Annotated in this window: 11 protein-coding genes; 7 read left to right on the forward strand and 4 right to left on the reverse strand. The window is 33.4% G+C overall.

Annotation, left to right across the window (positions count from 1 at the left end):
* Positions 1–3: 3 nt before the first annotated feature.
* On the reverse strand, positions 4–219 hold the full coding sequence (locus ATE84_RS24005; protein WP_101450329.1) for a helix-turn-helix domain-containing protein: 216 nt from the start codon (positions 217–219) through the stop codon (positions 4–6).
* Between the two features lie 122 nt (positions 220–341).
* Here ATE84_RS24005 and ATE84_RS24010 point away from each other — a divergent pair, with 122 nt between their 5' ends.
* From ATE84_RS24010 to ATE84_RS24025, 4 genes are all read left to right on the forward strand, one after another.
* Complete coding sequence (locus tag ATE84_RS24010) at positions 342–647, forward strand: hypothetical protein (protein ID WP_101450330.1); 306 nt, start codon at positions 342–344, stop codon at positions 645–647.
* Between the two features lie 384 nt (positions 648–1,031).
* On the forward strand, positions 1,032–1,520 hold the full coding sequence (locus tag ATE84_RS24015; protein ID WP_101450331.1) for a hypothetical protein: 489 nt from the start codon (positions 1,032–1,034) through the stop codon (positions 1,518–1,520).
* Positions 1,521–2,218: 698 nt separating this feature from the next.
* Positions 2,219–3,487, forward strand: a complete 1,269-nt coding sequence (locus ATE84_RS24020; RefSeq protein WP_101450332.1) for a hypothetical protein — start codon at positions 2,219–2,221, stop codon at positions 3,485–3,487.
* A gap of 240 nt (positions 3,488–3,727) precedes the next feature.
* Positions 3,728–4,186, forward strand: a complete 459-nt coding sequence (locus ATE84_RS24025) for a hypothetical protein (RefSeq protein WP_101450333.1) — start codon at positions 3,728–3,730, stop codon at positions 4,184–4,186.
* A 55-nt stretch (positions 4,187–4,241) separates the two neighbouring features.
* Here the strand turns inward: ATE84_RS24025 and ATE84_RS24030 are convergent, their stop codons facing one another.
* From ATE84_RS24030 to ATE84_RS24040, 3 genes are read right to left on the reverse strand one after another with little or no spacing between them, the layout of a single operon-like run.
* On the reverse strand, positions 4,242–6,938 hold the full coding sequence (locus tag ATE84_RS24030; protein WP_158237326.1) for a carboxypeptidase-like regulatory domain-containing protein: 2,697 nt from the start codon (positions 6,936–6,938) through the stop codon (positions 4,242–4,244).
* A gap of 2 nt (positions 6,939–6,940) precedes the next feature.
* Complete coding sequence (locus ATE84_RS24035; protein WP_101450335.1) at positions 6,941–7,744, reverse strand: GLPGLI family protein; 804 nt, start codon at positions 7,742–7,744, stop codon at positions 6,941–6,943.
* Positions 7,745–7,792: 48 nt separating this feature from the next.
* Positions 7,793–8,143 (reverse strand): hypothetical protein, encoded by a 351-nt coding sequence (locus ATE84_RS24040; RefSeq protein ID WP_101450336.1) that lies wholly within the window; start codon positions 8,141–8,143, stop codon positions 7,793–7,795.
* 435 nt (positions 8,144–8,578) lie between these two features.
* Between ATE84_RS24040 and ATE84_RS24045 the strand changes: the two genes are divergently transcribed.
* The 3 genes from ATE84_RS24045 to ATE84_RS24055 all read left to right on the forward strand — a co-directional run bounded on the left by ATE84_RS24045 (position 8,579) and on the right by ATE84_RS24055 (position 12,853).
* Complete coding sequence (locus ATE84_RS24045; RefSeq protein ID WP_101450337.1) at positions 8,579–11,077, forward strand: zinc-dependent metalloprotease; 2,499 nt, start codon at positions 8,579–8,581, stop codon at positions 11,075–11,077.
* Positions 11,078–11,301: 224 nt separating this feature from the next.
* The gene (gene aqpZ / locus ATE84_RS24050) at positions 11,302–11,988 is read left to right on the forward strand and encodes an aquaporin Z (RefSeq protein ID WP_024771865.1); all 687 of its coding nucleotides are present in this window, start codon (positions 11,302–11,304) and stop codon (positions 11,986–11,988) included.
* A gap of 412 nt (positions 11,989–12,400) precedes the next feature.
* Positions 12,401–12,853 carry a hypothetical protein gene (locus ATE84_RS24055; RefSeq protein WP_143273701.1) on the forward strand — a complete coding sequence of 151 codons (453 nt, stop codon included), beginning with the start codon at positions 12,401–12,403 and terminating at the stop codon, positions 12,851–12,853.
* Positions 12,854–12,952: the final 99 nt, after the last annotated feature.

Below are 12,952 nucleotides of genomic sequence, written 5' to 3' on the forward strand. Positions count from 1 at the left end.
ACCTTAAAAAGTAACCAACTCCGGCAATGAAACTTCCAAAGCTTTTGAGATTTCTAAAAGTGAATAAATGGTAGGGTTTACTTTTCCGTTTTCTAATTTCTCCAACGCTTGTCTGTCTTTATCGCAAGCCCTGGCCAAATCAGATTGGCTCCAACCTTTTTGAGTCCTTAACTCAACGATTCTGTTTCCTATATTTTTCTTTAGCTCGTCTTTGGTCACATAACAAATGTCAATTAATCATATGACATTCTTGTCATATTAAAGTTTGACACTTTAAATTAATTCATTAAGTTTGTCGTATAATAATATGACAACTTAACCAAGATTTAATAGATACTACCATGCACCAAAACAATGAGCAGCTTATCATCGATTTGATACAACAAGATCTTAAACATTGCCAATTGGTATACGGCTTAGCACAATTGGGGTTAGAAGGATCAAACACACACCATCTAGAGATGCTGGAGATCATATACCAGCTTATGCATATCCCCAGTGATAAAAAAAACGACTACCTCGCAGAGACCTATGCTGCTTTTATGAGTATGGCTACCGAGTATGAGATCACCCCTCTGGGAGAATCCCTGCGTCCCCTGGCAAAAGAGTGTTATCAACGCATAAAATATCTTATAGAATTGGTGTGATTGTACCCTTTGAGTGCCCATCATATTATCGTTTTCAAATGCATCTCGATACACGCTCGTTCCTCACGCACTCGATCCCGAGGAAAATTCGGGACAAGTTGTGACGTAGCGTGTTAACTCGTCAGTTCGAGTGGTTTTTCGTAATGTAATGGAGAAAAATTGTATCGAGAACTAAATGTAGTAATAGGTTTTATTGCATCTCGATACAATTTTATCAACCGCTATCGCTACTGATAAAATCACTCGATGAGACGTAAGAATATGTAAATAAAAATCAAAAAGTTAGCCAAATCTTTCTTAAAAAAATCTCAGTTCCGAAAAATGAAACTGGTGTACTCTATTCTTGTCTTATAAAAATTTATTAACTAAAAAAATATAGTAAGAATGGCATTAGAAAATCTAATTAGTGTAACCTTTACAGAAGACGAGTTAAACAAATTAACCCAGGGGATAGCAACCATAAAAGAAGTACTCTTGGGTAAAACAGTAAATCTTACCCCAGAGCAACGGGCACAGTACGGTCGAATCGCTAATCAAAACAAACTTATTGTAGACAAAGCCAAAAATTATATGGAGCAACACCCTGGCTGGATTCCTAATTTTTTGGACAAAGAAGAGTTTGATCGGGATTATAGTACCCGCCAACAGATAGAAACCCACGTACAACTATTAGAAAACCTCTCTCAGCAATTGGTAGATACCAAAACCTTATTAGATTATGATAACTACTCTAATGCATTAAGCTTTTATCGCATGATGCGTTTTCTGGCTGGTGAGAACGAACCGGGTGCCAAATCGGTTTACCAGGATATGAAAGTTCTTTTTAAGAGAAGTGGCGGAGTCACCACAGATACTCCCGATACAGAACTATAAATCGCTATATATTGTATTATACCAGTTCTGATGTAAAAATACTCAAAAGGAAAATTGAAGGTTTTTGTTCTAGGCGAATACTAAAAATCAACCATAGCCATAGCTACGTTTTATTTTCAGTATGAAGTATAAGGCAAAAAGAACGGTTTTAATTGGGTAATTTTGCGTTAGAACTGGTATCAAAACAGCACCAGCCGTAATGGCTGGTGCTGTTGTTGTATAGTAGTTACCCCTTATCGGGATGCTTCTACCCCTTAAGAACATCCTTCGAAACGTTACCGAGGTCCTTCGAAGGCTCCCTTTATGGCCTCGACCCCCAAAACGTATCGCTTTTATCCCTCCTGCCAAGCCCTCTGGGCCATATAATATCAGCTCGAACCCTGATCGTATCCCTTCGAAGGGTCATCATCACCCTTCGAAGCGTTAAAGTATCAGCTCGAACCACCTTTTGATGGGATACCCCCCATGTCGATAAGGGGGTATCCCCTTGTTGACATGGGTTGTGTACCCTTCGAGAGCACTTCGACAAGCTCAGTATGACATCTCAGGGTACTGGTATGCATATATCATTGTAGGCAATAATTAAAGATTAATCATCTCTTTTTTTAGGGTAGAAAAAGACAATGAACTAAATCTTAATTTTTAAGTAAACTGTAACATTTGTCATATTATCCCATCTTGATAAAAAGTATTATATCATGAAAAATATTAGAAAATTTTTATTTTTTGTTATTGTGTTGCTTGTTTGTTTTGCTTCAAGAAAGTCGTCTGCACAAAATGATTATTCTATTGACTCGATTATTCAGTTAAATACATATACTTTCAAAATTGTAAACAATGAAATTATTGGAAATGGAAAAGATTTTCTTCAAAGAGAAGCTGAAAATTCTCAATTTTTTATGATTGGTGAGTTACACGGAAATAAAGAAACTCCCGAATTTACTTCTGCTATTCTTAACTTACTAAAGCCTAAAGGATACAACAACTTTGCTGTTGAGATTGGTCCTTTTAGTAAAAAAAAATTGCTATCTATTATTAAGCAAAAAAACGGTATTGATTCTTTATCCAATTTTTATAAAAAGTATAATCCAGATGATTTAACAAATCCAATTCCCTTTTTTGATGGGGTTGATGAAGTTAGAATGCTAGAAATTGCTATAACTAATGCGTATAATATCTGGGGAATCGATCAAGAGTTTGTATATGCAGCTCCCTTTTTATTTGATGATATTTTTAAGACAAAAAAATTAAAAAACAATTCAAAAAACAATTCAAAAGGCTATGAAAAGATCTATAAAGAAGCTCGCGCATCTTTATTAAAGCATCTTACTACGAAATCAAAATCTAAATTTAATCTTTTATTGAAAGATAAACATATTCTTGAGTTTATTTCTGAATCAAAAGGAGTAGATAACGAGGTTACTACGCTATTGACAGAGTTAGAAAAAAGTTGGAAAATATATGCATACGGAAATGGCCCAACAAAACAATACTTTGAAAGTAATAACTCCAGAGCGATTATGATGAAACATTACTTTTTTGACTATTATAAAAAAGCTTTATCAAAGGAGCCTAACCCAAAAATGATCTTAAAAATGGGAAGTATGCATACTGTTTATGGAAAAAATCCTTTAGCTATTTATGATATTGGAAATACTTTATATGAATTATCAATATTAAATAATTCCAAAAGTTTTAATCTTGCCCTTGCTGGCAGATATTATATTAGAAGTAGTGGAGAAAAAATTGATCGCTTAAAATATGTTCCAGAATATAAGAAATTATTTAAGCATCAGGAAGAAAATCTTTGGACTCTCTTGGATTTAAGGCCTCTTAAAAAGGCTATTTACAATGGAAAAATTAAAGTAGACGATAAGAAATTCAAAAAGCTACTTTATAGATATGATTCTGTTCTCATGAAAACTCTTACAGCTGCTACAGAGGATATTAGAGATTATAAAAACTAAATTTGTCTACTAAATTCATTTATGAAAATATATGAATGACTCAAGGAAAATTGAAATTTCAAAAAGTAAGACAATCAATATTTTTAAAACTATTGCCAACAACGTGTCCTAAAAATGTACTAAAACCCATTTTACACTAACCGGTATAGTGGATTACAAGGAAAATGGAAATGGAAATAGGATATAAAACATTAAAAAAGAGAAAATAAAATTAACTTTACCGACATCAATCAACATGTTATGAGAAACCAAATTATACTATTAGCTTGTTCTTTTATTTTTATTACCTGCAACAAAAGCGAAACCGCCCCAACAATATCAAAATCTAAAGAGGTCAAAAAAATAGAAGGAGCATGGAAAATGGTGTATGGAGAGATCAAAGAAGGAGATTCTGTGAAAATTAAAGACATGACTACATCAGATTTTATAAAAATCATCGGTAAGGATCATTTTGCATTTTTTAATCAAGATCATACAAACCCAGATGGTTTTTATGGAGGAGGAGGAACGTATACTCTAGAAGGAAATACGTATACAGAAACATTACAATATTGTGCGGTAGAAGCAGTAAGAGGCCACAAATTTCCATTTACAGTAGAAATAAAAGGAGATACTCTTATACAGTATGGACTAGAAGAGGTAAAAGAAGCTAACATAAAAAGGTACGTTGTAGAAAAATATATTAGAAAGGATAAATAGTATATCCCCGACAACGCGGATTTGAAATCCACCAGTTTTTGGTATAAAATACAGATTAAAATCTGAAATCCATTTTTAAAAACAAATACCTTGGGATTAAATTATAAGTGGTTGATGAAATCGCAGTATCACTAATAGAGAAGTTCCCGAAGGTATTAGTGTTAAATAAATTATGCCCAATAAGCTGAAAACTAAGTGCATTTGGTTTTACTGTGTATTTAACATCAAAATCTGAAAAATAAAAAGTATTATTATCTTCTTCTAAATTCCCAAAATGATATCGTTCATTTTTAAGTTGAAAACTAAGCTTACTTGTGGCATTATAGGTAATGTCTAAAAAGGTAGTATTATTTGTATTGTCATTTTTGAAGTTTGCTTTTACAATAGAAGTTTTCCAACTTGTGCCTATATGAAAATTGAATTTATTGATAAACGCGGATCTATATTCTATTCCATAATTAATAGACATATTTTCGATACTTCTAACTTCTGAGTTGTTTATAATATTTTTAAAATTTGTAATAATATATCCTCCTTTTAATTTTAAGTTAGAAGATAGTTTTTTGAGATATTTGTCTAAAGTTAAGGAAATATTTGTAAATGATTTATTGGGTAATATAATCTGATTAGATTGATTGAAATCTTGATTAATAGTTGTATCAGAGCTAAAAAAATCTTTACTCTCATTGTGTACAAATGATGCATTTATCAAAAATTCATCAGACCAATTACCATATATATAATTAAACAGAAAGAAATCTGAATTGAGAGTGGTAAATTCTTTGATTCCTCCTGAGTAAAAATTACGATAGTTCGATAAAATACTATTATCTATTAATGTATTGAAATTTGAAATATCGGTATTGTAAGAATAAATTGATATGATCTTATTTTTTTTATCTAAACCATATTGCAATTGTATGTTGGGAGCAATATAAAAAGGATTCTTTTTCTTTTCTGATTGCAGGATATGGTTTTGGAATGTTGTAAATAATTGATGAGTTGTAATATTACCCGTTAATGATAGATTTTTGAATTTTATTTTATAACTAGCTTCTGTAAAAAAATCTTTATTATAAAAAGTAACATCATTTCGATATCCATCAATATTACTTATTGTATTTTCTTGATTACGGGTTAAGAAAAGGTTAGATATAAGGCTGCTCTTTTTTTGGGTATATCCAATCTTTATATTAAAGTTCTTTCTTTTTGTATTTACAATATAATTTGCTGTAACTCCAAAAAAGTTTAGCTCATTTGTGTTAAGCTGTCTTACACCTGCTATATTTTCTTGATCAGGAAATAAACTCTGGTACAAAAAAGTGTTTACATTATAGTTTTCAGGTAGATTGTGATTTAAATAACGAGATTGTACTATTAAGGCTTTGTTTTTATTCGTTTTTATAGTGTAGTCTAATTTGTGATCGTGGTATTCTCCATTAGTATTAGCTATTTCATCTATATTTTCTTTATTAAATAGTAAGCTGGAAAAAGTATCTGTATTGGTATAGTTATATTTTCCAATATAGTTTATATTGGACATTTTATTGATCTCGTATTTTGCATCAAGTTTTAAATACCCTACATCATATTTTTTTCTTAATGTATATTCTTCAGTATTTGTAAATTTAGTTTCGTCTGGCAACGTAAATTTTGTAAAACTGTTTCTAAAGAAATCTTTTTCATCAAAGGTTAGAAAACCAATGGTTTTAATTTTTAGCTTTTTTAAGGGATTATAAATTGAATTTAGAGATACAAATTCGGCATTGTTAAAATTAGTGTTACTAGATCCAAGATTAGGGATTGAAGTATTAATGTTTGTAAACCCAGAAACATTTTCATCATCTCCTACAAAATAATTTGTACCATATGCATTAGGATTTATCAGCATGCCAATATCTCCAGTGGGATCATTACCTAAATTGTTAAAGTTACCAAAGGAGTAAAATTTCATTTTTTTGAGAAATGAAATTAGGTTTACTTTTACCTCATAATTATTATCCGTGCCATAGCCGGTAGATGCATTTCCAAAAAGTTGCGATTTTCTTCCTTCCTTTAAAGTTAGATTTAGGGCTACCTTATCACTGTCTTCAACCCCTTTAAGTAATGAGTTATTAGAATATTTTTTTAAAATTTCGATTTTATCAATGATTTCGGCATTTAAATTTTTGGTTAGTAGTTGGTATCCTTTTTCAAATAAATCATCTCCTTCAATCATTACTTTTTCTATATTTTGACCTTCAACTGAAATAGTTCCGTTGCTATTGACTTCAATTCCAGGTAATTTTTGTAATAAATCTTCCACAACTTCTTCTCTTCCATCTGCAAAGGCACTTGCCTTCAATATTATAGTGTCTTTTTTTACAGAAATTTTTTTCTCATACTTTAGAACAACTTCGTCTAGTGTAAGTGTTTCCTTTTTTAGATTAACACTTTTTTTGAGAATGCGTTGGTTCGTTTTAAAATTGACAGTAAAACTTTTAGCTTGATAAGAAAGCGCATTAAATGTTAGTATATATATATCTGGAACTTCTGTTTTTATGGTGTAATTACCCTTATTGTCGGTAAATGCAAATCCAGTAATTACGCTATCTTTTTTGGTTTTCAAATAAACATTTACCTTATTCAAAGGAGTTTGTAAAGAATCGGTGACAGTACCGCTTATTTGATACTGGCCATACGAAAAATTACCTAAAACTATGGTAAGTATTAGGTAATTAAATAGGTTTTTAGTTTTGTTAGAAAAGTACAATATTATTTATTGTCTAATTCATGAGTACGCTCAATATAATCCCAATCCTCAGTATTAACAGAAACAAATGATCCCGGAATAACATCTCCTCGTTCAAATTTTGCCATTATCTTAAGTTGTTCTTTTTTTGCTTCAGCTTCTATTTCTTTTCCTATATCTCTAAGCTTCTTAAAATAAGTTAAAGATGATACTTTTTCGCCATTATTAGGAGGTAATAATTCCGTACTTATAGTTCTGTTTTTAACAGAGAATGCAGTAAAACTAATCTCTTTTTCTGTGTCTTGTATTTCCAGTATTAAACCAGGTAATCCATTGAATTTATAAGGACCAGTACTTACTGGTATTTTATCTGTAAACCACGCATGGTATGTTCTTCCTCTAAATTCCCCGATTGCTTTTTGGCAGGGATAGTTTAAAATTTCTTTTTTTTCGCTAGTTAATTTCCAATCAATTTTAGGGATTGGTTCCTCAATAATATATGGAGTTTTATATACAGTATTTCTAAATACTAGTAGATCGTTTTTTAGATTTTTATAAAATACTTTTTTGGTGGTATCAATATCATATTCGACAAGTTCATAACTCATTCCATCTTCACTTTTCTTTACAGCATTCTGTTTAGGTTCATCTTTATAAGTATACAATGACTTTATATCTGTAAAAAGAAGCATAGTCTCTCTTTCTATTATATCTGAGGAAAGTTCAAGATGTTGCCTCATTATATACCCTATTTCACCTTGTGTAGTTTGCCCAGATATTAATGATATATTAAAAAAGATATACGCAATAAATATATATATTTTCATTTTTCTATTCTTTTACAAGTAATTAAAACCGTTTCTATAAAAATTATTTTAGTTTAAAAAAGCTGGAGCATGTGTTCCGATTGAAGCGCCAGCTCTATCCCCAGTTATTTCTGCTGGTAATGCAGCTTGTTGTGATTGTTGACTTCTCTCTGCTAAAAAAGTATCAACTCTTTCACATCTAACATACCATGTCTGTACACCAGTTATTCTTCCATTTGTTCTAGTGGTAATTTTAATTTCGGCTAGACAATTTAAGGCAAATTTCATGCCGTTTTTGGCAAAAACAGTATTTGTAAGTACCGATATTTTAAGGTTATTGTTGTTAATTTCTTTTGAGCTATTTGCAAATGATACCGCAAAGGACATCATAAGTACGAGTGTAATAAAAGATTTTTTCATAAATATATTTTGAAAATGTTTAAATAATAGAAACGGTTTTAATAAAAACCTGTGAAAGATAATTTTTTTTTTAAAATGTACGGCTATTTACCTTTTTAAATATGGTTATCAAACACATTTTTAGTAAAAACCATATGTTCATGAAGCAGAATACATCTCATAATTGAAGTGTTTTGAACAAAAACAGTAGAATTATTTCAGAAGGTTAATCCTTTCTCCTCTGGTTTTTCAGAAATTCAATAAGATTAAACTTCTTACAAATATAGAATGCTAAACTAATAGCTTGTGCTCTCAAAGGGTACATGAACAACAACAAAACTCATAATAAATTCACAATTAACAGAGGTTCTGCCCTTTACCAATCTACCTTTAACCTTACTTTCACATATTGGGGTTTCTTATTTTGTTACCTTCCGCCGATTAAAAATTCTTTACATGCTCAAAAATACATTTAGATTGCTTCTATGCTTAGTAGTACTCACCACTAGCGGTTGTTCTGTTCTTCAACCTAAAAAAGGAAAAAACCCTACGGCCGATGCCAAAAAACCAGGTAAGGACAAAGACACCATTAAACCTTATGACAAGGTTATTACCAAAAAGGCTAAAACCGACAAAGGTTTATTTACCGTTCATAATATAGGTAGTAAATACTATTATGAGATTCCGGATTCATTGTTTAACCGAGAGATGCTTATGGTTACTCGTATTGCCAAAACCGCTACGGGGATTGGTTTTGGAGGCGGAAAACAAAACACTCAGGTATTACGCTGGCAACGAAAAAACAAACAGATATTACTTCGTGTCGTATCACATCAGGTCTTCGCTTCGGATTCTTTACCGATTCATGAAGCCGTAGAAAATTCTAATTTCGAACCAGTATTATATGCATTTCCGATTAAGGCATTTTATAAAGATTCTACCAATGCGGTAAAGAATGCAACAGTGATCGAGGTTACCGATCTGTTTAAAAAAGACGTAAAACCTTTAGGGTTTCCTGTAAGGAGACGAAAGCAGTATAAAATTTCAAAATTAGATGTTGCCCGATCGTATATCGATACGATTAGAAGTTACCCGTTAAATATCGAAACTCGTCATGTAAAAACCTATAGTGCTGCCGAACCACCTTCTAATGCTAGTACAGGATCTATCTCATTAGAAATGAGCAATTCTATGATCCTGCTTCCTAAAACACCTATGAGACGTCGATATTTTGACCAACGAGTAGGATGGTTTGCCCGTGGACAAACGGATTATGGGTTAGAAGCGCAAGAAAGTAAAACGGTACGTTACCTGGATCGATGGAGATTAGAGGTAAAAGATGAAGATCTTGCAAAGTTTAAACGAGGAGAACTAGTCGTTCCCAAAAAGCAAATCGTATACTATATAGACCGTGCAACTCCAAAAAAATGGAGAACATATATTAAGCAAGGGATCGAAGACTGGCAGGTTGCCTTCGAACAAGCAGGATTTAAAGAGGCTATTATCGCCAAAGATCCTCCAACAGTAGAAGAAGATCCTGATTGGAGTCCAGAGGATGTGCGCTACTCTGTAGTGCGCTACCTGGCCTCTCCAATCCCTAATGCCAACGGACCTCATGTAAGTGATCCCAGATCGGGAGAGATCCTGGAGAGTGATATCAACTGGTATCATAATGTAATGACCTTATTACGCAATTGGTTTTTTGTACAAACCGCAGCAATTAATCCACAGGCGCAGAGTGTTGCTTTTAAGGATGAAGTAATGGGAAGATTGATTCGATTTGTATCTGCTCACGAGGTAGGTCACACCCTGGGGCTACCACACAATATGGGAAGTAGTGTTGCCTATCCTGTAGAATCTCTAAGAGACCCTGAGTTTACTAAGAAATATGGTACGGCACCATCGATAATGGACTATGCAAGGTTTAACTATGTTGCCCAACCAGGAGATGGTGATGTTGCCTTAATGCCTAATATCGGTATCTATGATAAGCATGCGATACGATGGGGATATCGACCGATACTTACACCAACTGCCAAAGAAGAGAAAAAGACACTGGACAACTGGATACTGGAGCATCAAAATGATCCTATGTATCGATTCGGGAAACAACAGTTAGGAGTTATTGATCCAAGCTCACAAACCGAAGATCTTGGGGATGATGCCGTACTAGCCAGTACCTACGGAATCAAAAACCTAAAAAGAATTGTACCCAACCTCATCACATGGACTGCCGAAGACGGTAAAAACTATGATGATCTGGGCACGATGTACAGACAGGTATTGGGGCAGTTTAATCGATATATGGGCCATGTATCTTCTAATATTGGTGGAGTATATGAATATTACAAAACCTATGATCAAAAAGGGGCTGTATACTCTCATGTGACCAAAGCAAATCAGAAACGTGCCATGAAATTTTTACACGAGCAATTGTTTAGCACTCCGGATTGGTTACTCGACAATACTATTTTTGATAAAATAGAATCTGCAGGAAATGTAGAACGTATTCGTGATTTCCAGGTGAGAACCTTAAACAACCTGTTAGATCATGGTCGTATGGCGCGATTAATCGAGAATGAAGCTTTAAACAATAAAGAAGCCTATACCCTACTCGATATGATGACCGAACTACGATCGGGACTATGGAGCGAATTACGAAGTGGTCGTACCATCGATGTATATCGTCGTAATTTACAGAGAGCCTATATCGATCGACTAGAATTTTTGATGACCAAAGAGCAGCCTAAGATTCCGGAGAATATGAGACGCTTTGTAATACGAACTAATGTAAATGCTTCACAAAGTGATATTAGAGCGGTAGTGCGTGCAGAGCTAAACACGCTACGCCGCGCAGTAAGAAACGCCACTGGAAGAACATCAGATAGAATGACACAATATCACCTGCAGGATATCGCAGAACGTATCACCGCCATCCTTGACCCTAAGAAATAAGATAATACATCTATAGTATAACACCCCCTGTTTGAATCATCAAGCAGGGGGTTTCTTGTAATAAGTACTTGTCTGATCGTGTGATTATATTATAGTTATCCTATTATTCTGCACTTAATCCGAAGTTGGAGAAAAGATCATACGAGAATAGAACCTCTAAAAGAAATATAAGTACCTTAGTAATTCATACCCTCATTAGTAACATCAACAATAGAATAAACAACATGAAAAAATTAATTTCAGAATTTATTGGGACCTTATGGTTAGTATTAGGTGGGTGTGGAAGTGCTGTATTAGCAGCGGCATACCCAGAGTTAGGGATTGGATTTGCAGGAGTTGCTCTTGCATTTGGTTTAACCGTTGTAACGATGGCCTACGCCATTGGGCATATTTCGGGTTGCCATCTTAATCCCGCAGTATCTATCGGATTATGGATAGGTGGTCGTTTTGATAAAAAAGAACTGCTACCTTACATTGTTGCCCAGGTATTGGGTGGTATTGCCGGTGCAGGGATTTTATACCTTATTGCCACAGGAAAATCAGGGTTCGAAATTGGTGGGTTTGCTGCCAATGGGTATGAAGAACATTCCCCAGGAGGCTATTCTATGCTTGCGGCTTTAGTAACCGAAATAGTAATGACATTTATGTTTTTGATCATTATTTTGGGAGCTACTCATTCTAAAGCTCCTAAAGGTTTTGCAGGCCTTGCCATAGGACTAGGGTTAACTCTGATTCACCTTATAAGTATACCGGTAACCAACACCTCGGTAAACCCTGCCAGAAGTACGAGTCAGGCATTATTTGCAGGAGGTTGGGCAATAGAGCAATTATGGTTATTTTGGGTAGCTCCAATCATAGGAGCGATTTTAGCCGGATTGGTGTACAAATTTATTTCTCCGGAAGAAGCATAAAAAACACAATAAACCTATCATACTAAACCCTTGCATGATGATTCATGCAAGGGTTTATTGTTCATGTTTTGTCAGATCGAGAATCAATAATTACTATCGTTTTCAAAAGCATCTCGATACAATTCTCCAGCCTGTACTGAGTATGTCGAAGTATCGAATCACTCGATCCCGAGGAAAATTCGGGACAAGTTGTGACGTAGCGTGTTAACCCATCGGTTCGAGTGATTTTTCGTAATGTAATGGAGAAAAATTGTATCGAGAATCAATCATTCCCATACCATGAGGTTTCCCGTAACTTTATTAAAAAAGGTCGTCGTACTTTTATGTAAAGAGATAGACATTACCCTGGTAATGTTATCTGGTCGTATTTAGAAATATGGTTATTCACGTAATAACTGATAATACATTTAAAATGGACTACATAAAAAACACAAAAACAATAGAACGATTTGACGGGCATAATGCCGAAATCAATACTAAAGGAGTGTTTATCTTAGCACTTAATGTATTAATCATCATTAGTGTCACAATAATTACAAGTGATTTAACAGCATTCGTCTCCCCCTTACATCTTTCCTTGTTTAAATTGATCACCAGTTTAATAATCCTTTTTTCAATTTTTTCTATCCTTATCACCGTGTATACAATAACCCCACATTCAAGTCCTTATAAAAAGTTCTTTTGGTTTTTTAACGGTATTGCGAATAGTAATAACAAAGAAGATGAGCAAAAAGATATCGATAATCAAGTTTCTGATTTAGAAAAAGGACTAAAAAGAAAACATAAGGGCGTTAAAATGGCATTACTTATTAATTTTATTCAGCTACTTTTTCTAACCTATATCACATATATTATTGTATTTTAGATAAGATTCTCTAGTCATTATTAAAAATAAAAGCGTTAGTATACATGAGTATCGTGATACAAAGAAATGTGCAAATACATATACATAAGTATAAACAAG

The sequence above is a fragment of the Aquimarina sp. MAR_2010_214 genome, assembly GCF_002846555.1.
Classification (GTDB): Bacteria; Bacteroidota; Bacteroidia; order Flavobacteriales; family Flavobacteriaceae; genus Aquimarina.

What these genes read in the sequence shown, in the direction of transcription:
- ATE84_RS24010 (WP_101450330.1), top strand. Translation starts at nt 342, where the DNA reads ATGCACCAAAACAATGAGCAGCTTATCATCGATTTGATACAACAAGAT.
- ATE84_RS24015 (WP_101450331.1), top strand. Translation starts at nt 1,032, where the DNA reads ATGGCATTAGAAAATCTAATTAGTGTAACCTTTACAGAAGACGAGTTA.
- ATE84_RS24020 (WP_101450332.1), top strand. Translation starts at nt 2,219, where the DNA reads ATGAAAAATATTAGAAAATTTTTATTTTTTGTTATTGTGTTGCTTGTT.
- ATE84_RS24025 (WP_101450333.1), top strand. Translation starts at nt 3,728, where the DNA reads ATGAGAAACCAAATTATACTATTAGCTTGTTCTTTTATTTTTATTACC.
- ATE84_RS24035 (WP_101450335.1), bottom strand. Translation starts at nt 7,744, where the DNA reads ATGAAAATATATATATTTATTGCGTATATCTTTTTTAATATATCATTA.
- ATE84_RS24040 (WP_101450336.1), bottom strand. Translation starts at nt 8,143, where the DNA reads ATGAAAAAATCTTTTATTACACTCGTACTTATGATGTCCTTTGCGGTA.
- ATE84_RS24045 (WP_101450337.1), top strand. Translation starts at nt 8,579, where the DNA reads ATGCTCAAAAATACATTTAGATTGCTTCTATGCTTAGTAGTACTCACC.
- aqpZ (WP_024771865.1), top strand. Translation starts at nt 11,302, where the DNA reads ATGAAAAAATTAATTTCAGAATTTATTGGGACCTTATGGTTAGTATTA.
- ATE84_RS24055 (WP_143273701.1), top strand. Translation starts at nt 12,401, where the DNA reads ATGGACTACATAAAAAACACAAAAACAATAGAACGATTTGACGGGCAT.